This window comes from Pseudomonas sp. GX19020, assembly GCF_023371075.1.
Taxonomy (GTDB): domain Bacteria; phylum Pseudomonadota; class Alphaproteobacteria; order Rhodobacterales; family Rhodobacteraceae; genus Pseudogemmobacter.
On sequence record NZ_JAMCCR010000020.1, the window covers coordinates 1 to 20,571 of the forward strand.

16 protein-coding genes are annotated in these 20,571 nt (G+C 63.6%); 7 read left to right on the plus strand and 9 right to left on the minus strand.

The window, feature by feature from the left end:
- Positions 1-64: 64 nt before the first annotated feature.
- Both M3484_RS21030 and M3484_RS23850 read right to left on the minus strand, forming a co-directional pair.
- Positions 65-1,375, minus strand: a complete 1,311-nt coding sequence (locus tag M3484_RS21030) for an MFS transporter (RefSeq protein ID WP_249499105.1) — start codon at positions 1,373-1,375, stop codon at positions 65-67.
- A 135-nt stretch (positions 1,376-1,510) separates the two neighbouring features.
- Positions 1,511-2,407, minus strand: coding sequence for an NUDIX hydrolase (locus M3484_RS23850; RefSeq protein ID WP_249499106.1), 897 nt, complete (start codon positions 2,405-2,407; stop codon positions 1,511-1,513).
- 218 nt (positions 2,408-2,625) lie between these two features.
- Between M3484_RS23850 and ilvD the strand changes: the two genes are divergently transcribed.
- Complete coding sequence (gene ilvD, locus M3484_RS21040; protein ID WP_249499107.1) at positions 2,626-4,464, plus strand: dihydroxy-acid dehydratase; 1,839 nt, start codon at positions 2,626-2,628, stop codon at positions 4,462-4,464.
- Between the two features lie 64 nt (positions 4,465-4,528).
- On the opposite strand, the gene M3484_RS21045 is transcribed toward ilvD, so the two are convergent.
- Together M3484_RS21045 and M3484_RS21050 are read right to left on the minus strand one after the other, a co-directional pair.
- Positions 4,529-5,734, minus strand: coding sequence for an MFS transporter (locus M3484_RS21045; protein ID WP_249499108.1), 1,206 nt, complete (start codon positions 5,732-5,734; stop codon positions 4,529-4,531).
- Between the two features lie 200 nt (positions 5,735-5,934).
- Positions 5,935-7,545, minus strand: a complete 1,611-nt coding sequence (locus M3484_RS21050; RefSeq protein WP_249499109.1) for an alpha-amylase family glycosyl hydrolase — start codon at positions 7,543-7,545, stop codon at positions 5,935-5,937.
- A gap of 377 nt (positions 7,546-7,922) precedes the next feature.
- On the opposite strand from M3484_RS21050, the gene M3484_RS21055 reads away from it, so the two are divergent.
- Positions 7,923-9,176, plus strand: a complete 1,254-nt coding sequence (locus M3484_RS21055) for an MFS transporter (protein ID WP_249499110.1) — start codon at positions 7,923-7,925, stop codon at positions 9,174-9,176.
- A 295-nt stretch (positions 9,177-9,471) separates the two neighbouring features.
- Positions 9,472-10,494 (plus strand): aspartate-semialdehyde dehydrogenase, encoded by a 1,023-nt coding sequence (locus M3484_RS21060; protein ID WP_249499111.1) that lies wholly within the window; start codon positions 9,472-9,474, stop codon positions 10,492-10,494.
- Between the two features lie 358 nt (positions 10,495-10,852).
- Here the strand turns inward: M3484_RS21060 and M3484_RS21065 are convergent, their stop codons facing one another.
- Entirely contained in the window at positions 10,853-11,527 is a 675-nt protein-coding gene (locus M3484_RS21065) for a PspA/IM30 family protein (protein ID WP_171909521.1), read from the minus strand.
- 105 nt (positions 11,528-11,632) lie between these two features.
- Here M3484_RS21065 and M3484_RS21070 point away from each other — a divergent pair, with 105 nt between their 5' ends.
- Together M3484_RS21070 and M3484_RS21075 are read left to right on the plus strand one after the other, a co-directional pair.
- Positions 11,633-12,229: a TetR/AcrR family transcriptional regulator gene (locus M3484_RS21070; protein WP_092898752.1), complete on the plus strand. Its 597-nt coding sequence runs from the start codon at positions 11,633-11,635 to the stop codon at positions 12,227-12,229.
- 157 nt (positions 12,230-12,386) lie between these two features.
- On the plus strand, positions 12,387-14,018 hold the full coding sequence (locus tag M3484_RS21075; RefSeq protein ID WP_249499112.1) for a DUF4139 domain-containing protein: 1,632 nt from the start codon (positions 12,387-12,389) through the stop codon (positions 14,016-14,018).
- Here M3484_RS21075 and mnmC2 read toward each other — a convergent pair whose 3' ends face one another.
- Positions 14,019-14,747, minus strand: a complete 729-nt coding sequence (gene mnmC2, locus M3484_RS21080; RefSeq protein ID WP_249499113.1) for a tRNA (5-methylaminomethyl-2-thiouridine)(34)-methyltransferase MnmC2 — start codon at positions 14,745-14,747, stop codon at positions 14,019-14,021. It abuts the gene before it with no gap.
- A 44-nt stretch (positions 14,748-14,791) separates the two neighbouring features.
- Here mnmC2 and M3484_RS21085 point away from each other — a divergent pair, with 44 nt between their 5' ends.
- The gene (locus M3484_RS21085) at positions 14,792-15,877 is read left to right on the plus strand and encodes an NAD(P)/FAD-dependent oxidoreductase (protein WP_249499114.1); all 1,086 of its coding nucleotides are present in this window, start codon (positions 14,792-14,794) and stop codon (positions 15,875-15,877) included.
- Positions 15,878-15,968: 91 nt separating this feature from the next.
- Here the strand turns inward: M3484_RS21085 and M3484_RS21090 are convergent, their stop codons facing one another.
- The gene (locus M3484_RS21090; RefSeq protein ID WP_249499115.1) at positions 15,969-17,414 is read right to left on the minus strand and encodes an aldehyde dehydrogenase family protein; all 1,446 of its coding nucleotides are present in this window, start codon (positions 17,412-17,414) and stop codon (positions 15,969-15,971) included.
- Positions 17,415-17,709: 295 nt separating this feature from the next.
- Here M3484_RS21090 and M3484_RS21095 point away from each other — a divergent pair, with 295 nt between their 5' ends.
- Complete coding sequence (locus M3484_RS21095) at positions 17,710-18,366, plus strand: peroxiredoxin (protein ID WP_092898762.1); 657 nt, start codon at positions 17,710-17,712, stop codon at positions 18,364-18,366.
- Positions 18,367-18,482: 116 nt separating this feature from the next.
- Here M3484_RS21095 and M3484_RS21100 read toward each other — a convergent pair whose 3' ends face one another.
- Positions 18,483-19,037: a CHAP domain-containing protein gene (locus M3484_RS21100; protein WP_249499116.1), complete on the minus strand. Its 555-nt coding sequence runs from the start codon at positions 19,035-19,037 to the stop codon at positions 18,483-18,485.
- Between the two features lie 379 nt (positions 19,038-19,416).
- Positions 19,417-20,562, minus strand: a complete 1,146-nt coding sequence (locus tag M3484_RS21105; protein WP_092898764.1) for an alpha-hydroxy acid oxidase — start codon at positions 20,560-20,562, stop codon at positions 19,417-19,419.
- Between the last annotated feature and the right edge of the window lie 9 nt (positions 20,563-20,571).

The window sequence follows — 20,571 nt, forward strand, 5'->3', positions numbered from 1 at the left end:
TCGGATAAGTGAAAGAAACGCCGCCCGGAATGATCTCCGGGCGGCGTTTTCTGTTGCAAATCGGTCAGTTCAGCGCGGCCTGCTTTGTTTCGGCATCAATCGTCCAGGCCAGCAGCGCCGCCAGCGCCAGCAGGCCCGAAAACAGCCCGATCGCCATCGCCGTGTCCTGGATGAAGAGATGCACCAGAACCGAAGGCGTCAGCAACCCGCCCAGCCGTGCCATCGCCCCGGCCGCCCCCATGCCGGTTGCACGGCTCGCGGTCGGATAAAGCTCTGGCGTGAAGGCATAAAGCGCGCCCCAGGTGCCCAAAAGCGCAAAACTCATCACCATCAGCGCGGTCGCGATCAGCACCGGCCCGGTCGAGAGCGTGAACAAAAGGCAAGCCGCCGCGCTCAGGATCAGGAATCCTATCAGTGTTTTCCGCCGCCCCCAGGCCTCAACCCCCCAGGCCGCCAGCGCATAGCCAGGGATCTGCGCCAGGGCCAGTACGACGAGGAAACCATAGCCGCGTACAAAGCCGAAGCCCTCATTCGCAAGCCGCGCCGGCATCCAGGTGAAGACACCGTAATAGCTCATCGAGACGAGGAACCAGACCGCCAGCATCGGGATGGTGCGCCGGATCAGCACCGGCGAGAAGATCCCGGTTGCGCCTGTGGCCCGGGGCAGTTCAACCCGTGCGGCGCCGGTCGTTTCCTTTCCGTTCATGACAAGCATCTGGTCGAGAACGGCTTTTGCCTCGGCCTCGCGGCCTTCGCGCAGAAGGTGCAGCGGGCTTTCCGGGATCCAGAAGCGCAGGAAGATGCCGATCACCGCCGGCACGCCGGTCACGAAAAAGATCACGCGCCAGGTCTCGATCCCGCCCCAGCTGCTCGCCGCCCAGGCGGTCAGCGCGACGATCACCGTCCCCACCGCCCAGAAACCTTCCAGCATCACCAGCCAGCGGCCGCGGCGCGACGGCGGCAGGAATTCGGCCATCATCGCGTAATCCACCGGCAGCGTGCCACCGACCGCAAGGCCGGTCAGGAAACGCAGGACCAGCAGCGTGGTGAAATCCGGGGCAAAGGCCGAGGCGATGCCGAAAACCGCATCCATCGCGACTGTGATCAGGAGGATCTTGCGGCGCCCGAAACGATCCGCGAGCCGCCCGAAAACCGAGGCGCCTATCAGCATGCCAAGGAAAAACAGCGTGCCGGTCTGCAGGGCCTGCGGCACCTCCATTCCGAAGCTGGCCGCGATGGAGGCGACGGTAAAACCTACCGCCAGCACCTGCATCGCATCCGCCGTCCAGACGAGGCCAAAGACCCCCAGAAGCCGACGCTGGAACCTGCCGGTCCCCGCCCTCTCCAGCACCGTATCGACTGCAATAGCGGTCATCGTCATCCCTTCCCTGCCCCCCATTTTCCGGGGTGTCTGATAAAATATACTCACTATGAGCATATGTAGGCGGGAGCGAAATATACTCGCTGTGAGTTTATGTCAATTCCGTCTGTGGCGGATTTCGCGAAAGGCTCAGCCCCGGCTGACCGGCAGCCTGGTGCCGGCGAGCGCGCGTGCCTCAAGCACTGCCGGGCGATAGCGGAACAACATGGCAGGCCGGCCACGGGATTCGGTCGTGGTCTCGCCGGTTTCCTCAATCAGTTCCTGCTGGTCGATCTGCCGGCGAAAATTCGATTTATGCAGCCTGAGGCCGATCAGTGCCTCAACCAGGCGCTGCAATTGCAGAAACGTGAAACTCTCTGGCATAAGTTCAAAGGCCACGGGGCGGTATTTGATCTTTGCCCTGAGCCGCGCGATCCCTGTCGCCAGAATGCGGCGATGATCTCCCTGCATGGCCCGCCCCGCGCCTGCCAGCCCAGTTCCGATCTGGTCACTGGCTTCGCCAACCAGCCCGGCCTCATAGAGCAGCTCATAGCGTGACAGAACCAGATCCTCGTTCCAGGCCTGACCATCAAGGCCGAAAGCATGGGAGATCCGCTGCACGCGCCCGGGATCGCTGGCCGCCCAGAGGTTCAGGGCCGCAATCATGCGCTGCCAGCCCTCGGGCAAACCGCTGCGGTGATCCTCCCAGGGGAGATACTCATACCAGCCATGCCATTCTGGCCGCCCGGCCCCGGGTGCCGCCTGTTCGCGCACAAGACCGAGATAGGAGATCGATATCCGCCGCAGATCCGCGTCTTCCCCCCGGTCACGGTCAGCGAAGGTGTAAAGCTGTTCCAGAAAGCCCACCGGATGCCCCGTCTGGCTTTCGATCCAGTCCCTGAGCCCCGCCTGCAGGCTGCGATGCGACGAAGTGAACGGGCCAGAGGGCAGCGCCTCGCCGGCGGCAACCGTCATCACCCGGGGCGCGTCCCCGGTCACTGCGGCAAGCACCGCAATCAGGTCTGCCTGAGCCAGCCCCGTGGTCACCCTTGCCTCCGCTTTGACCTCTGCCTGACCCCGGACTAGCACGCGGGCGCAGCCTGGCCAACCATTGCCCCGGTCGTGAAGCCGCAAACCTGTAACAGCCCTTTAATCCGCGCCCCGCTTACGTTAATTCAGTGGGGAAACCCCAAACCCGGCTTCCTGCCAGACCGTCGCCCGGAGGAGGTGCGGCGGGAAACTCCCAGGCGAAAGACGACAGCCAGATGCCAGCCTATCGTTCCAGAACCACCACGCATGGCCGCAATATGGCCGGGGCCCGCGGGCTCTGGCGCGCCACGGGGATGAAGGACAGCGATTTCGGCAAGCCGATTATCGCGATTGTAAATTCCTTTACCCAATTCGTGCCCGGTCACGTCCATCTCAAAGACCTCGGCCAGATGGTCGCGCGTGAGGTCGAGGCGGCGGGCGGTGTCGCGAAAGAGTTCAACACCATCGCCGTCGATGACGGGATCGCGATGGGCCATGACGGGATGCTTTACTCGCTCCCCTCGCGCGAGATCATCGCGGATTCGGTTGAATATATGGTGAACGCGCATTGCGCCGATGCCATGGTCTGCATCTCGAACTGCGACAAGATCACCCCCGGCATGCTGATGGCTGCGATGCGGCTGAACATCCCGGCGATCTTCGTCTCGGGTGGGCCGATGGAGGCCGGCAAGGTCACGCTCGGCGACGGGCGCGAGGTCAAGCTTGATCTCGTTGACGCGATGGTGGCCGCGGCGGATGACAAAATGTCAGACGCAGATGTGGATGCGATCGAGAAAGCGGCCTGCCCGACCTGTGGCTCGTGTTCGGGGATGTTCACCGCCAATTCGATGAACTGCCTGGCCGAGGCACTTGGTCTTGCGCTGCCGGGGAATGGCTCGACGCTGGCGACACATGCCTTCCGCAAGGGGCTCTTCCTGAAATCGGGGCGGATGATCGTCGAACTGGCAAAGCGCTGGTACGAGCAGGATGACGCGAATGTGCTGCCCCGCACCATCGCCAGCCGCGCAGCCTTTGACAATGCGATGGCGCTCGATATCGCGATGGGCGGCTCGACCAATACCGTGCTGCACCTTCTGGCCATTGCCCGGGAAGGCGGCGTCGATTTCGGGATGGATGAGATCGACGCGCTGTCGCGCAAAGTCCCCTGCCTGAGCAAGGTCGCGCCGAACGTGGCGGGCGTGCATATGGAAGATGTCCACCGCGCCGGCGGCATCATGTCGCTTCTGGGCGAACTCGACCGCGCCGGGCTGATCAATCGCGACTGCCCGACCGTCCATTCCGAAACCATGGGCGAGGCGCTTGCCGCCTGGGATATCGCGGTGACGAACAACCCCGAGGCGCGGGAATTGTATCTCGCAGCCCCCGGCGGGGTGCCGACGCAGGTTGCGTTCTCGCAAAGCTCGCTCTGGCCCAGCCTGGATACCGACCGCGAAAAGGGCGTGATCCGCTCGGTCGAACATGCTTTCTCGAAAGAGGGCGGCCTTGCGGTCCTGAAGGGCAATATCGCGCTGGACGGCTGTATCGTGAAGACCGCAGGCGTCGACGAGTCGATCCTGAAGTTCTCGGGCCCCGCCGTGGTATTCGAAAGCCAGGATGCGGCGGTCAAAGGCATCCTGAACAAGGGCGTTAAGGCCGGGGATGTCGTGGTGATCCGCTATGAGGGGCCGAAAGGCGGGCCGGGGATGCAGGAAATGCTCTACCCGACCTCTTACCTGAAATCGCGGGGCCTCGGCAAAGTCTGTGCGCTGATCACCGACGGGCGGTTCTCGGGCGGCACTTCGGGCCTTTCCATCGGCCATGCCAGCCCCGAAGCGGCCGCCGGTGGCACCATCGGCCTGGTGAAGGACGGCGATCTGATCGAGATCGACATCCCGAACCGCACGATCACGCTCGCGGTCCCCGAGGCCGAACTGGCGGCACGGCGCGTGGAACAGGACCGTCTGGGCTGGAAACCGGCACAGCCGAGAAAGCGCAACGTGACCACCGCGCTCAAGGCCTATGCCGCCTTTGCATCTTCGGCCGATAAGGGCGCGGTGCGGATCCTGCCGGAGTAATCTGCGGCCAGACATCAACAAAAAAGGCGGGTGATCCTCTCACCCGCCTTTTTCATTTTGCGTTCTATTTCGCCTGTGGCGCCTCATGGGTCTTTGCGTAATGGGCAAGGATGCCCAGCATCGCGATCCCGGCCACCGAAAAACCGATCGCCACAACCCCCGAGGACCGATAGCCCCAATGCAGCGCGAAGCCGGCGGCCAGCGGCCCAAGCGCGTTCGCCGCGTTAAAAGCCGCGTGGTTCATTGCCGCCGCCATGCTCTGCGCCTTGCCCGCAACATCCATCAGCCTGGTCTGCAGCGGCACAAAAACGCCCGAGCTCAGCCCGATCAGGAAGGCGGACAGGGTCATCTGCACCCAGTCTCCCACCGCGTAAGACGCATAGCCCTGCGCCAGGATCATGAAGATCAGCAGGAACAGCGCCGCTTTCATAGTGCCAAGCCGGATTGTCAGCCGGGCCGCCAGGATCGAGCCCAGCGTGATCCCCACACCAAACGTGGCCAGCATCAGCGTCACGCCCCAGTCCGGCGGGTTCGCGGTCGCCAGCATCGCCGCCGAGAGGAAGGAATAGACCGCGAAAAGCCCGCCGCAGCCGATCAGCCCCACCGCAAGTGTCAGAAGGACCGAGGGGTTGAACAAAGCCCGCAGCTCATCCATCGGGCGCGCATTGGGGTCAACGCCGACCCGTGGTGCGAGTTTCAGGATCAGCACCGCTGAAATCAGCGCGAGCACGCCTGGCAGTGCAAAGCCGAACCGCCAGCCAAGACCCTGGCCCAAAAGCGCCGCGAAAGGCACGCCAACGATATTTGCGACCGTCAGACCCAGCATGACCTGGGTGACACCCTTTGCCCGCTGCTCGCGCGGCAGCGCATCGGCGGCAAAAAGCATCGCCACGCCAAGGAAACCACCATGCGGCATCCCGGCAAGGAAGCGCGTCACCAGCAGCGTCGAAAAGCCAGGCAGCACCGCCGCCAGCAGGTTCAGGACACCGTAAGCCGCAATCAGCCCGGCCAGGTAGCGCCGCCGGGGCAGTCTTGCGCCCAGAAACGAGGTCAGAGGAGCGCCTATGACCACGCCGAACGCATAGGCCGCGACGACTTTGCTGGCCTCGGCCTCCGGTACACCAAGGTCTTTCGCATACCAGGGCAAAAGCCCCATCGAGGCGAATTCAGACGTGCCTATGGCGAAAGCGCCAAGGGCGAGCGCAAGGATCGCCCAGCTATAATCGGAAGAGCGGCCGGGCGCGGAAGAGCCACTGAGCGGCGGGGACATGGGGCACCTGATATGAAATGAGAAACCGGAATCTGCCGGTCGGCCTTTTAGCGTTGTTTGCGATAACGGCGGGCGGCTGTCCATGGGCCAGTCTATGCGCGAATGCAGGGCAGGTTTGCAAAGGGCACAACGATGGACAAAACGCCCGTTCTCCAGGCAGGATTGTGCCACTCAGCCGCCCCCTCCGGTCAGCCTGCGCCTCAGCTCAGCCCCGGAGGCCCGCCGGTGATGCGCAGAAAGCCAAAGCCATTGCCGTCCAGCCGCAGGATACCGGGCGTCAGACCAAGACCCTGCGACGGGCCGGTCTGATGCCCCTCTCCGTCAAGACGCAGCCGGACCGCCTCCCTGCCAAGATTAAAGAGGCACAGAAGATCGCCGCGCAGGAAGGCCAGCACCGGATCGGGCGCAGTCAGGAAAGTGGTCTTGCCCGCGCGCAGCCCGGCTTCGGCGCGACGGAAGGCCAGCATCGCGCGGTAGCTTTCCAGGACGGAGCCCTGGGCGCCCTCCTGTGCGGCGACATTCCTCGCCAGCTGCGGCGCTTTCACCGGCAGCCATGGCGTGCCGGTGGTAAACCCGCCATTGGCGCTCGCATCCCAGACCATCGGTGTGCGGGTATTGTCGCGCCCGACCGGCGCCGGCCAGAAGGCAATGCCCTGCGGATCGGTCAGCTCCTCGAAACTGAGTTCGGTATCGGTCTGGCCAAGCTCCTCGCCTTCCCACAGGCAGATCGAACCCTCGAATGACAGCAACAACGCGCCCGCCAGTTTCGCAAGGCTGTCCTGGTCGACCGCATAAGGCAGCCAGCGCGTCACCTGGCGCGGCACATCATGATTGGCAAAGGCCCACATCGGCCAGCCCTGGGGCGCGCCATTGAAGAAAGCCTCGATCCGGTCGCGGAAATAGCCGGGGGTGAAGTTCCGCCCGAACATCTCGAAACTATAGCACCGATGCAGACGCCCCGGCGCGGTATAGTCACCCATCATCTGTATCGCGCGATGGGTGTCGCCGACCTCGCCCACACTCGCCGCGCCATATTCATCCAGCAGCGCCCGGATCCGGCCAAGCCAGGCCAGGTTCTCGGGCCGGTTCTTGTCGAACAGGTGATCCTGCATGTCATAGGGATTGTCGGGCGGATCAGCGAGGTCACGCCAGTCGGCCGGATTGTCGCGCAGCTTCCGGTCGTGGAAATAGTAGTTCACGGTATCAAAGCGGAAGCCATCCACGCCGCGCTCCAGCCAGAAGCGCAGAACCGAGAGCGCCCAGTCCTGCACCTCCGGGTTGTGGTAGTTGAAATCGGGCTGCGATGTCAGGAAGTTATGCATATAGAACTGGCGGCGGCGGCCATCCCAGGTCCAGCCCGGACCGCCAAAGACCGAAAGCCAGTTCGTCGGCGGCGTGCCGTCATGGTCGGGGTCCACCCAGACATACCAGTCGGCGCGCGGATTATCGCGCGAGGCGCGGCTTTCTGTGAAAAACGGGTGCTGATCTGACGAATGGCTGATCACCTGGTCAATGATGACCTTCAGCCCGAGGTCATGCGCCGTGGCGATCAGCGTGTCGAAATCGGCGAGCGTCCCGAAAACCGGGTCGATATCGATATAGTCTGACACGTCATAGCCCATATCCTTCATCGGGCTTCGAAACACCGGCGAGAGCCAGACCACATCCACCCCGAGCCCCGCCAGATATGGCAGCCGCGCGGTGATGCCTGGCAGGTCTCCGACCCCGTCGCCATTCGAATCCTGAAAGCTGCGCGGATAGACCTGATAGGTCACCGCGCCCTTCCACCAGTCCCCCGCCGCATTGCTCACGCCCGCCTCCTCACTGAACCCACTATATCCTGAAACGTCTCAAACCCTGCCGCGACTAACCCCCTGCCATGGCGCGGGCCGCCGCACGGACATGCCGGCTGCAAAAGCACCTATGGCGGCAGCTTCGTTCCCAAAGCGGGCCCCCACCCGCTGCATGATAGGAACAGCCGGCATCCGCGCACATTCCGGCATGCCCGCGCCTCCGTCGCAGCCCCCCGTTTGCGCTCACATTCGCGCCGCCCGGTCGCGGGGGCAAGAGGGCAGGTCCGGTAAGGCTGACACGCGCCGGAACACGGGCGCTTGTATGCATCACAATTCAGCATTTGACGCCACCCGGGGCCCGGCGCAGGGTGCCGCGACGCGAGAAGGAATACCCGATGTCACAGATGACCGCCGCCACCAAAGCCCCGCTGATGACCCCCGTTCTGATCGCGGGTTCGGTCATCCTGATGATCGGCTTCGCGATCCGCGCCTCGTTCGGCGTCTTCCAGATCCCGGTCGCGACCGAATTCCACTGGGCGCGCAGCGAGTTCAGCCTGGCCATCGCGATCCAGAACCTCGCCTGGGGGATCGGTCAGCCGATCTTCGGCGCGCTGGCCGAGAAATTCGGGGATCGCAGGGCGATCATCGGCGGTGCCCTGCTTTATGCGCTTGGTCTTGTGCTGACGGCGATGGCCACCCAGCCCTGGCAACATCAGATGCTGGCAGTGATCATCGGCTTCGGGATCGCAGGCACCGGCTTTGGCGTGATCCTCGCAATCGTCGGCCGCGCCGCCGCCCCCGAAAACCGCTCGATGGCGCTCGGGATCGGCACGGCGGCGGGGTCGGCGGGCCAGGTCTTCGGAGCGCCAATGGCCGAGTTCCTCATGCAGTATTATTCCTGGCAATGGGTTTTCGTGATCTTTGCCGGCGTGGTGCTGCTGTCACTGTTCGCGCTGCCGTTCATCCGGTCTGAACATGTCGCCTCAAAGGCCGAGCTGGAAGAAAGCCTCGGCGAGGTCCTGCGCCGCGCCTTCAAAGACCCATCCTACACGCTGATTTTCCTTGGCTTCTTTTCCTGCGGCTATCAGCTGGCCTTTATCACCGCGCATTTTCCGGCCTTTGTCACCGATTTCTGCGGCGCGATTGATCCCGGCGGATTTCTTGCGATGATCGGGATCACGACAACCTCTGCGCTCGGAGCGGTCTCGATTGCGGTGATCGGGTTCTTCAATATCGCCGGCACCATTTTTGCGGGCTGGCTGGGCAAGCGCTATACGAAGAAATACCTTCTGTGCGGCATCTATGTGCTGCGCACCATTGCTGCCGCGGTGTTTTTCCTGCTGCCGATCACCCCGGCCTCGGTCCTGATCTTCTCGGCGGTGATGGGCTCGCTCTGGCTGGCCACGGTGCCGCTGACCTCGGGACTGGTCGCGCATCTGTGGGGGCTGCGCTATATGGGAACGCTTTATGGTTTTGTGTTCCTGTCGCATCAGATCGGCGGCTTCCTCGGCGTCTGGCTCGGGGGCAAGATGTATGACCTTCATGGCGACTATACCCTGGTCTGGTGGATCGGTGTGGGCGTGGGTGCGTTTTCCGCCCTGGTGCATCTGCCAATCCGTGAACGCCAACCGCTGGCGCAACCGGCCTGAGCGGTACCCGTTGAACCCGGGCAGAGGGGGCTCTGCCCCCTCGCGGCTGCGCCGCCCTCCCCCGGGATATTTAGAGACAGATGAAATCAGCAAAGGCTTTTCATCTGTCCTTAAATATCCCCGCCGGAGGCTTCCCCGGCCGGAACACAGGCGCTGACAATGCCATGAGATATGTCCCCGTCGCCAAACGCGCTTTACCACCTGGCTGCGATCAGATAAGGGGCCTCGTTCCCGGATGATCCGGGACGGGCTTACCCTGCGCGACTTGCAGGGTCAGGGTAACAGGAGAACCCCGATGGGCTATAAGGTCGTCGTCGTGGGAGCCACGGGCAACGTGGGCCGCGAAATGCTGAACATCCTCGCTGAACGCGAGTTCCCGGTGGACGAGATTGCCGTTCTGGCATCGAGAAAGTCGCTGGGCACTGAAGTCAGCTTTGGCGACAAGACCCTGAAGACCAAGGATCTCGACACTTTCGATTTCACCGGCTGGGACATGGCGCTGTTTGCCGTTGGCTCGGATGCGACGAAAATCTACGCACCGAAAGCGGCTGCCGCCGGCTGCGTGGTGATCGATAACTCATCGCTCTACCGCTATGACCCTGACGTGCCGCTGATCGTGCCGGAAGTGAATGCCGATGCGATCATGGGCTATGCGAAGAAGAACATCATCGCGAACCCGAACTGCTCGACCGCGCAGATGGTTGTGGCCCTGAAACCGCTGCATGACCGCGCGAAGATCAAACGGGTGATCGTCTCGACCTATCAGTCCGTGTCGGGCGCAGGCAAAGAAGGCATGGATGAGCTCTGGGAGCAGACCAAAGCGGTCTATAACCCGGTCCATGAAGTGCCGCCGAAGAAATTCACCAAGCAGATCGCCTTCAACGTGATCCCGCATATCGACGTCTTCCTCGACGATGGTTCCACCAAAGAAGAGTGGAAGATGGTCGCCGAAACCAAGAAGATCCTCGATCCGAAGATCAAACTCAACGCAACCTGCGTGCGGGTGCCGGTGTTTGTCGGCCATTCGGAAGCGATCAATATCGAGTTTGAAGAGCCGCTCGACTGGCAGGAAGCCCAGGACATCCTGCGCGAGGCGCCGGGCATCATGCTGATCGATAAGCGTGAGCCCGGTGGCTATATCACGCCGATCGAATCGGTGGGCGAATATGCCACCTATATCAGCCGCGTCCGTCAGGACCCGACCGTCGATAACGGCCTTACGCTGTGGTGTGTCTCGGACAACCTGCGCAAAGGTGCGGCACTGAACGCGGTGCAGATCGCCGAGACCCTGGGCAACCGGGTGCTGAAAAAGGGCTGATCCCTTTTCAGCTAAATGCGTGAAACGGCGCGGCAGAGAACTCTGCCGCGCCGTTTTCATTGCGCCCCAATCCGGATCGCAGACCTGGGGGCCATGTCATGCGCCTCTCACATGCGGATACCGCGCGAAACTTCCGCGAGCGGGCTGCCCCGACGGGGCATCCTCCGGCATGTTACAGACGCGCTCGGCGTCTTCCCTTTCGTTCAGGGCTCTGGTCACCCCGAGGGTGGAGCCGAGCAGCGTCGTCGTGGCGGCCACCATAAAGCTGGCCTGGCCGAACATGGTGAGGGACTGCGAACGGCGGATCGGCTGTTCCGTCATCGGGAGTGCTCACTGTTGGATCTCCCGGGAAATGCGATCAGTTCTGGCGGGATCTGAGACGGGCGAGCACGGCCGCCGCGTCGGTTTCCAGCGCCGGGCCGCAGCCGGCGGCGGCCATGCGGGCACATATGGCCTCGGCGCTCTGGCAGCTGGTCAGCGCGGCAAGAGAGGTTTCGCTGACCTCGATGATCTGCTGGCGCTCCTGCAGCCGGGCCAGCCTCGCCTCGGCCTCGGTGATGGCTGCGGTCACGTCGGTCGCCATCTCCCCCCGCGGGCCCTGGTCTTCAGCCCCTGTCGCGATTTTCCTGCCGCAGTCCAGCTCACGCAGCCGCTGTTCGACCTCGGCGAGGTGGCGACGCAGGCCGGCAATCTCGCTCTGATCTGAGTCTAGCCCCGCCCGTGTCGCCTTGCGGTCACTCTCCAGCCTGGCAATGGCGGCTGCGCCCTCGCCCGCGAGGTCATCGCGGTCGATCGCCAGCGCACCGAGGCAGCGGGTCTCCAGATCGTCGATCCGTGCGTCGATCCGCATCAGCATCTGCTTATCACGAGCCGATCGGGCCGTCACCAGTGCCAGCGCGCGCTGCGCCGATTGCACCGCCACCGCGCAGTCGCTGATTTGCTGGCGCAGGTCCGCAAGCGCCCTCGCATCGCTGATATCCCGGGTCAGATCAAAGCTGCGGCAGCGGCTCAGGCGTCTCAGGGTCTTGAACATCTCCGCCTCCGTGATATGAACATCGTTCACGGCTCGCATGAGCCACAAACATGAACGACGTTCAAGAATAAAATGAACGATGTTCACAACAATTCGGAGCGCGACATGGCAAGCAATCGCGAGGCACGCAAAGAAGACCTGCGCGAGCGGCTGATCACAGTGACCTCCGCCCAGATCGCGACGCGCGGCCTTGCACATCTGAAGGCGCGCGAGATCACTGCCGAGGCCGGCTGCGCGCTCGGGGCGCTGTACACGGCTTTTGGCGATCTTGATGAGCTGGTGATGCGGGCCAATACCCGGACGCTGGCGGATTTGCGTGCCGCGCTGGAACCTGTCGGGGCCGATGCGCCACCGGTGGAACGGCTCCAGGCGCAGACGCGGGCCTATATCGCCTTTGCCTCGGACCGGCCGAAAGAATGGGCCGCGCTGTTTGAATTCCAGCTTGCGCCCGAAAAGCCCCTGCCCGACTGGATGCGCACAGAGCAGGAGGCGCTGATGGCACTGATCGCGCTGCCGCTGTCGCAGGTCTTCCCCGCGCTTGGCCAGGAGGCACTGATGATCCGGGTGCGGACCTTTTTCGGTGCGGTCCAGGGGGCGGTGCAACTTGCCTTGCAGGACAGGTTCATCGCCGTGCCGCGCGCACAGCTTGATGCCGAAATGTCGGATCTTGTTCTGGCGCTGTGTCGTGGCTTTCCGGCCTGAGCCCGGTCGGGCCCGGGCGCCCCGGGGATCACGCCAATGCCCCGGGACATCTTGTAACGCAGCCCGGCCCCCGATCCCTGGGCCGGGTTTTCCATTCTTGCCGATGCCGGCCCGGCAGAGCTAGCCTGGTACAGTCATCCCTTACCGGAGCCGTTCCATGCGTGCCCTTCTTGCGGCCCTTCTGGCCACCACAGCCTTTCCCGCTTTTGCCGATACGATCACTGCCGGCAGCCAGATCATCTCGGTCACTGTCTATCCCCAGGGCGCGAAAATCACCCGCGAGGTGACCTTCGAGAGCCCCTCTGCCGGGGCGCATGAGCTGCTGATCACCGATCTGCCGGCCGGTACCGAACCGGGTCTGATGCAACTGGCGGCGGCGGAGGGGATCTCGACCGGTGCCTTCTCACTGCGGAGCGACCGGCTACCGCCCCGGGACGAGGCGCTGACCCCGGATCAGGAGGCTGCGAAAGCCACTGTTGAGGCGGCAGAGGCCGCGCTGCGCGCTGCCACTTCGGTCGTCGATGCCGGCAATGCCAGGATCCAGGCCGCAACTGCCCGTGCGGGCTACCTCACCTCGATCAGCGGACAGCCGCCCGAGGGCGCTACCGCCGAAACGCTGCGCGAATTCGCGAAAGTGATCGGCGAGGAAACACTCGCCGCCGCCGAGGAGGCCAGTGCCGCCCGTGCCGATCTCTGGCCCGCGCAAAAGGCCCTGGAAGAGGCGCAGAAGGCGCTGGCTGACGCCGAGGCCAGCTTTGCCGCCCTGCCATCGCGCGCACAGGATTACGCGGTGCTTTCGGTCGGCTTTGAAAGCGCCGGGGCCGGAACCAGAACCATCACCCTCTCGCATTATGTCGACGCGGCCAGCTGGCGGCCTTTCTACGATCTGCGCCTGACGCGCAAGGATGGCGCGGGCCTCACCATCGACCGCTCGGTGCTCGTGAGCCAGGAGACCGGCGAGGATTGGAGCGGGGTCGATCTGACGCTCTCGTCCTCGCGCCCCTCCGAGCAATCTGCCCCCTCGACGCTCTGGCCCTGGCAGCGCTGGATCGAAAAGGAACAGCCCCCCGCCCTCGAGCGCGCGCGCAATATGGGCACGGCCGAGATGGATATGGTCATAGCCCCCGCGCTCGCCGCCGGGCCGGCGCCGATCAGCGCAAGTGCCGCCATGGAAGGCGATACCGTGGTCTATCATTACCCGCGCAAGGTCGATATCGCCGATGGGGTCGAAGATCTGCGCCTCTCGCTTGATCCGTTGCAGGCCGAACCCGGGATCTTCGCCCTTGCCGTTCCCTCCCGCGACCAAAGCGCCTTTGTCATGGCGAAATTCACCAACAGCTCCGGCGAGCCGCTGCTGCCCGGAGAGGCGCTTCTTTACCGCGAAGGGGTGCTGGTCGGCACCACCAGCCTTGGTCTGATCCCCGCCGGCAAGGAAACCGAAATCGCTTTCGGCGCGCTGGACAGCATCACGCTGAGCCGCGACATGCCGCAGCGCGACAGCGGCCAGACCGGCGTGTTCTCGACTTCGAACCAGCTGAGCGAGACCGCGATCCTCCGGATCGAAAACCTCGGATCCGAGAGCTGGCCGGTGAAGGTGATCGACCAGGTGCCCTATTCGGAACAGCAGGATCTGAGCGTGAAGACCACGATCTCGCCGCAACCGACGGTAACGGATGTCGAGGGGCAGCGCGGCATCATGGCCTGGGAATTCGATCTTGAGGCCGGCGCAAAACAAGAGATCTCGCTGGGCTATACGATGAGCTGGCCCGACGGGATGGTTCTGCGCTGATCAGCGCAAAACTCCCGCAGACATATGCCGCTTGCCCGCGAAACCGGGCAGGCGGCTGACCTCGAACCCGGCACCCGCAAGCGCGCGGCGCACATGGCCGGCCGCGGTATAAGTGGCGAAAGTGCCGCCCTTTGACGTGTGATGCGCGACCTCGGCCATCAGCGTCTCGCCCCACATTTCCGGGTTTTTCGCCGGCGAGAATCCATCCAAGAACCAGGCATCGGCCCGCCCCGTCCAGGCCGGCAGCGTATCGCGCACATCGCCATGCACGATCTCGACCGCGATCCCCGGCAGCCGAAAGCGGGTTTCGCCCGCGCTCATCGCGGCAAGGAGCGGCGCTGAAATGGCGGCAGCTTCGGGGAAATGCCGCAGCGCGCGGGCCATATCCCCGACCGCCATCGGGAAGGCCTCGAATGTGGTATAATGCAAAAGGCCCGCGCCCTCGGGATCCTGCGGCCTCCAGGCCAGCGCGAGTGTCAGAAGGTTCAGCCCGGTGCCGAAACCCAGTTCGGCGATGCGGAACCCGTCTTGCAGCCGCGCCGGCAGATCATTGCCGCCAAGAAAGACATGGCGCGTCTCCTCCAGCCCGCCCTTCAGACTGAAATAGGGATCGTCAAATCTGGTGGCGACGGGTATCGCATCCTCGAGCCAGCTGAGGCTGGCGGTCTCGGACCTGACGGCTTTGGGCAGTCCGGCTTCGGAAAATTCGGGTTCGGGAATCTCGGGCATGGCTCACCTGACGGGTTGATGCCCCATGCGACAGCGGAGGCGGGATGGCAAGCGTCGATGTGACGGTCTGCGGCGCAGGGATCTTCGGGCTGAGCACAGCCTGGGCGCTGGCAAAGCGCGGCGCAAGGGTGCGGGTGATCGAGACGCGCGCCATCGGCGCCGGCGCCTCGGGCGGCCTGGTCGGCGCCCTGGCGCCACATGCGCCAGAGGTCTGGAATGAGATGAAGGCGTTGCAGTTTCGCAGCCTGATCATGGCTGCGGCCTGGTGGGACGAGGTGCATCACGCTGGCGGGGCAGACCCGCTTTACCTGCGCGCTGGCCGGTTGCAGCCCGTGACCGACAGAGCCGCGCTTGAACTTGCACGGGCGCGGGAGACAGCCGCGCGCGACCTCTGGCAAGGTGCCGCCGAATGGCGGGTGATCCCGGCCACGGGCGCCCCCTGGGAGCCCGCCTCCCCCAGCGGCTGGCTGATCTCGGATACGCTGACGGCCCGGATTTCTCCCCGCCAGGCGCTCGCCTCGCTCGCGCAGGCGCTGCGCGCCAGGGGGGGGACGATCGGGCAGGAAGGGACAGTCGGCCCCGGCCTGGTGGTTCACGCGACCGGATATGAGGGGCTCGCAGAGCTTTCGGCCCATTTCGGCCGCAAGCTGGGCGCCGGCGTGAAGGGACAGGCGGTGCTATTGCGCCATGACGCGCAGGAAGCGCCGCAGATCTATGCGCCCGGGCTCCATATCGTTGCACATGGTGACGGGACAGTGGCCGTCGGATCAACCAGCGAGAGCACCTGGGAGACGCCCGGGCCCGATGGCCAGGCAGAAACACTGATCACGCGCGCGCGCGAAGTGCTGCCGGTGCTGCACGGGGCCGAGGTTCTGGAACGCTGGGCTGGCATCCGCCCGCGCGCGAAAAGCCGTTCGCCTGTGATCGGGGCCTGGCCCGGCCGGCCGGGGCATTTCATCGCGAATGGCGGGTTCAAAACCGGCTTTGGCATGGCGCCGGTCTGTGCAGAGCTGCTCGCGGACCTTATCGCCGAAGGACGCGACATGATTCCGGCGGCATTTCTTCCGGCGACCTTGCTCCAGGGGGCACTGCCCCCTCGCCGCTTTGCGGCTCACCCCCGGGATATTTAAGGACAGATGAAAACCCTTAGCTGACTTCATCTGTCCTTAAATATCCCCGCCGGAGGCAAAGACCGGCCCTGGGGCCGGTCTTCAGTTTCGATCAGCCAGCCGAGAAATCGTAGCCAGAAATCGCCTTCGGTTCGAGGAATTCCTCAAGGCCCCAGATGCCGCCTTCACGGGCCCGGCCCGATTGCTTCACACCGCCAAAGAAAACGCCCGCCCCGCGCGATTTGCCATTCATTTCGACCATGCCGGAGACCAGCGCGCGGCCAAGCCGGTTGGCGCGGCTCTGGTCTTCGGTCTGGACGTAATTGGTCAGCCCGTAAGGCGTGTCATTGGCGATGGCGACTGCCTCTTCCTCGCTGTCAAAGGGGATGATCGCCATAACCGGCCCGAAGATCTCTTCGCGTTCGATGGTCATGCCCGGCTTCACATCGGCAAAGACCGTCGGTTTCACATAGAAACCACGGTTGAACCCCTCTGGCAGATCCGGCCCGCCTGCGACGAGCCGGGCGCCCTCTTCGATGCCTTTGCGGATATAGGCCTGGATCTGATCCCATTGCCGTTTGTTCACCACCGGGCCGATATGCGGCCCCGGCTGATCCGCCGGGCCGACCGAAATTGCATTGGCCAGTTCCGCCGCCTCCGCCACAACCCTGTCATAAACCGGGCGCTCGACCAGAAGGCGCGAGGGTGCGTTGCAGCTTTGCCCGGTATTTTCCATCATCCGCGCCACCGACCAGCGCACCGCATCCGGGCGCGCGTCGGCAAACAGCAGATTGGCGCCTTTGCCCCCCAGTTCCAGCGTGACACGTTTCAGCGTCTCGGCCGCCGTTTTCGAGATCGCCCGACCGGCGCGGGTCGAGCCGGTAAACGAGATCATCTCGACATCCGGATGCGAGGAAAGCTGCGATCCGACCCCGGCGCCGTCCCCGTTCACAAGGTTGAACACGCCGGCCGGGATCCCCGCCGCATGGCAGAATTCTGCAAACATCATCGCATCCAGCGGCGCCTCTTCCGAGGGTTTGAGCACACAGGTGCAGCCCGCCAGCATCGCCGGAATGGCCTTCAGCGCGATCTGGTTCACCGGCCAGTTCCAGGGGGTGATCAGCCCCACGACACCGATCGGCTCCAGCGCGATGGCCGCGCCCGGCGCGTGATCCCCCAACGGGCGGATCCATTCGATATGCTCAAAAGCGCGCAGGAAATTCGTGGTATGCCAGGGCAGGCAGGGCGCCTGCTCTTCCAGCGCGAAATCAATCGGCGCGCCCATTTCCATCGCGATCACTTCGGCGAATTCCTGCTTTCTCGCCTCATACTGGTCGAGAATGGCCGCCACCAGCCGCGCCCGTTCTGCCGGGGGCGTTGCGCGCCAGGCCGGCAAGGCCGCCTTGGCCGCGGCAACCGCACGGTCGGTATCGCTCTGATCCCCCAGCGAGATCACCGCGCAGGGCTCTTCATTCGACGGATTGATGACCTGGTAGTCGCGGGGTTTCGCAGGGGCGATCCAGGCGCCATTGATGTAGAAGTCGCGTTTGGTGAGCATATCCGGCCTCGGTTCTGGGTGTGGCAGGTTTCGGGCGCGCCATGATGGCAGGCCCGAAAGCATTTGATCAAAAATAGCGCTTTCCCGGGCCTGGACGCAAGCCTGCTCTCCCGCCTGCACCACCATTCCCGGGGAAGAGTGCCGCTGGTGAAACCCGCGAGACACCAAAATCTTTCCGCATTCTCCGGCCCGATCAGGAAAGCTGTTCTAATTTACCGCGATCCCCACCTGGGGGGATGAAATATTCTCCCACAAAGCGTAAATCTGGCGCAGGAAATTCCCGAGGAGTGCTTCCATGTCCGTCCGCATCAACGATATCGCCCCAGATTTCACCGCCGACACCACCGCCGGCACCATCAGCTTCCACGACTGGCTCGGGGACAGCTACGGCATCATCTTCAGCCATCCGCGCGATTTCACCCCGGTTTGCACCACCGAATTCGCCGCTGTTGCCCGCCTGATCCCGGAATGGAAAAAGCGCGGCATCAAGGTGATCGGCCTTTCGGTCGATGGCAAAGCCGATCATGAGAAATGGAAGCGCGATATCGAGGCCTTCGGCGGCGCGCCGGCCGATTTCCCGATCATCGACGATACCAGCCTTGCCGTGTCCAAAGCCTATGACCTGCTGCCGGCCGATTACTACATCCCGACCGACGGCCGCACCCCGGCCCATACCGCAACCGTGCGCGCGGTCTATTTCATCGGGCCGGATAAAAAGGTCCGCTTCACGATCTATTACCCGATGTCGGTCGGCCGCAACTTCGCCGAGATCCTGCGCGCGGTCGACGCGGTTCTGCTCACCGATGGCAAGCCGCTCGCGACCCCGGCCGACTGGGTTCCCGGCCAGGACGTGATCGTGGCCCTCAGCCTGAACAACGACCAGGCTGCCGAGAAATATGGCGAGCTCGATATCAAACTGCCTTATCTGCGTTTCGCGAAACAACCGGGCTGAGGCGCCCCGGCCGCCAAAAGCGACAGGCATAAACAACAAAGGGGAGGCACGCTGCCTCCCCTTTTCAATTTGATTTACCGGTTGAACAATGAGGGATCGACGATCCCCGAACGGCCTCAGTTCGGATAGATAAAACCGTTGACCGGATAGGAAGACAATCCCATCTCGCCCGCAACGCGCTCGACCTTGACATCGCTCCAGTCGTTTTTCCGTGAGATATCAACAACTTTCATATCCATCTGGACCTTGTTTTTGACCCAGTTGGCATGGTTGATGCGGATTTCGCGTTCGGAAATCACTTCCGAGACCACAGCGATATGGCCGCGCGACATTTTCCGCGTTGCCGAAAAAGCCATCACAGCGCCCGGCCGGGGCTGGTTGCCGCGCGCATATTGGCCGGCGGCCGCATTCCACCAGGTTTTCGCATCGCCGCGCAGGTCGACACCGCTCGCGGTGCGGGCAAAGGGCACACACCAGACGCGCTGACCCTTCGACTGCTTCTGCTTTGCCTCCAGCAGCGCCATCGCCTGACGCCCCGAATCAACGCTGCCAAAAATCGAGCTGTCCGGTCCTTCCGGCGCAATATCGCGGCCCATACAGGCACTCAGCGTCAGAGCGGCACAAAGCACGGCCAGGCTCCGGAGAAGCGGTTTTGCAGCGGTGAAAATCATGTGGTCCCGTTCCGGCGTCGTCTTGTTGATCTGCTCATGGCCCGGTCTGTGCCGGGCTGTTGCAGGACAAAGCCGGGGAACCAGATTTGAATCAAGTTTTTGTTTCGACATATTTCGGCGATTGGCGGATCTTTGCCAGGCGCCGCAATGCGGCAAGCAGAAAGTAGCGGCAATTCAGCCAGTTCCGGCCCGAAAAACCCTGAAATGCGCCCGTAAGCGTCTTTCCGACCATGCATTTCACCGATCGGGCCCATTTTTTGCCGATCACGAAAAGCCTGCACTCTGCCTGTTTCTGCATCGCAGCATCACCCATTCTGGCCGTCACCCATGAAAAAGGGGGGCATCAGCCCCCCCGATTCCCCCGCCCCGTCAGCCGCCGTCAGCGGAATCGCAGGTTGTCGCGGTTCAGATCAGAGATGGTCTTCGCCCCCATCAGGCGCATATCGCGGGTCAGCTCGGCCTTCATCTGGCCAAGGGCGCGTTCGATCCCCGCCTGCCCCGCCGCCGCCAGCGCGAAGAGATAGAATCGCCCGAGGCCCACCGCCTTCGCCCCGAGGCTCAGCGCCTTCAGCACATGCGTTCCGCGCTGGATGCCGCCGTCAATCATCACATCAAGCCGGTCGCCCACCGCCTGCACCACCTCATCCAGCTGATCAAAACCGGTGCGCGAGCCGTCAAGCTGCCGCCCGCCATGGTTCGACAAAACGATCCCGGAACAGCCGATATCTGCAGCGCGGCGGGCGTCATCAGAACTCATCACGCCCTTCAGACAGAACTCTCCGCCCCATTCCTCACGCAGCTCTTCGACATCATCCCAGGTCATCGACGGGTCGAGCATCTCGGTGAAATAGCGCCCGATGGTCAGGCTGTCGCCCTTCATATCGATATGGGCATCCAGCTGCGGCAGGCTGAATTTCTCATGGGTGACATAGTTGATCCCCCAGGCCGGTTTGATCGCGAACTGGAACATGCCGCCCAGTGTCAGCCGGAAGGGAATCGAAAAGCCGGTGCGCAGATCGCGCTCGCGATTGCCGCCGGTGATGCTGTCCACCGTCAGCATCATGACATTGATGCCGGCCTCTTTCGCCGATTGCATCATGGCGCGGTTCAGGCCCCGGTCTTTGTGGAAATAGAACTGGTAGACCTGCGGGCTTCGATGCTTCTGGCGCAGTTCCTGCAGGGAAACGGTGCCCAGAGACGAGCATCCGAACATGGTGCCATAGGCCTCGGCCGCGGCACCGGTCGCGCGTTCGCCCCTGTGGTGAAACAGCCGCTGCAGCGCGGTCGGCGACAGATAGACCGGCAGGTCCAGCTTTTGCCCCATCACCGTGGTTGAAAGGTCAATCTCCTCGACCCCGCGCAGGACATTCGGCACCAGATCGACGCTTTCAAAGGCTGCCGTATTGCGGCGCAGCGTCACCTCATCATCGGCCGCGCCGTCAATGTAATTGAAGATCGGCCCCGGCAGGCGACGTTTCGCCAGGCGGCGGAAGTCGTGAAAATTGTGGCAATCGCTCAGACGCATAAGACGGGT

Coding starts and splice junctions, on each gene's coding strand:
- M3484_RS21045 (WP_249499108.1), bottom strand. CDS start 5,734: ATGTCCCCGCCGCTCAGTGGCTCTTCCGCGCCCGGCCGCTCTTCCGAT.
- M3484_RS21085 (WP_249499114.1), top strand. CDS start 14,792: ATGGCAAGCGTCGATGTGACGGTCTGCGGCGCAGGGATCTTCGGGCTG.
- M3484_RS21070 (WP_092898752.1), top strand. CDS start 11,633: ATGGCAAGCAATCGCGAGGCACGCAAAGAAGACCTGCGCGAGCGGCTG.
- M3484_RS21075 (WP_249499112.1), top strand. CDS start 12,387: ATGCGTGCCCTTCTTGCGGCCCTTCTGGCCACCACAGCCTTTCCCGCT.
- M3484_RS21105 (WP_092898764.1), bottom strand. CDS start 20,562: ATGCGTCTGAGCGATTGCCACAATTTTCACGACTTCCGCCGCCTGGCG.
- M3484_RS21030 (WP_249499105.1), bottom strand. CDS start 1,375: ATGACCGCTATTGCAGTCGATACGGTGCTGGAGAGGGCGGGGACCGGC.
- mnmC2 (WP_249499113.1), bottom strand. CDS start 14,747: ATGCCCGAGATTCCCGAACCCGAATTTTCCGAAGCCGGACTGCCCAAA.
- M3484_RS21100 (WP_249499116.1), bottom strand. CDS start 19,037: ATGATTTTCACCGCTGCAAAACCGCTTCTCCGGAGCCTGGCCGTGCTT.
- M3484_RS21090 (WP_249499115.1), bottom strand. CDS start 17,414: ATGCTCACCAAACGCGACTTCTACATCAATGGCGCCTGGATCGCCCCT.
- M3484_RS21060 (WP_249499111.1), top strand. CDS start 9,472: ATGGGCTATAAGGTCGTCGTCGTGGGAGCCACGGGCAACGTGGGCCGC.
- M3484_RS21065 (WP_171909521.1), bottom strand. CDS start 11,527: ATGTTCAAGACCCTGAGACGCCTGAGCCGCTGCCGCAGCTTTGATCTG.
- M3484_RS21055 (WP_249499110.1), top strand. CDS start 7,923: ATGTCACAGATGACCGCCGCCACCAAAGCCCCGCTGATGACCCCCGTT.
- ilvD (WP_249499107.1), top strand. CDS start 2,626: ATGCCAGCCTATCGTTCCAGAACCACCACGCATGGCCGCAATATGGCC.
- M3484_RS21095 (WP_092898762.1), top strand. CDS start 17,710: ATGTCCGTCCGCATCAACGATATCGCCCCAGATTTCACCGCCGACACC.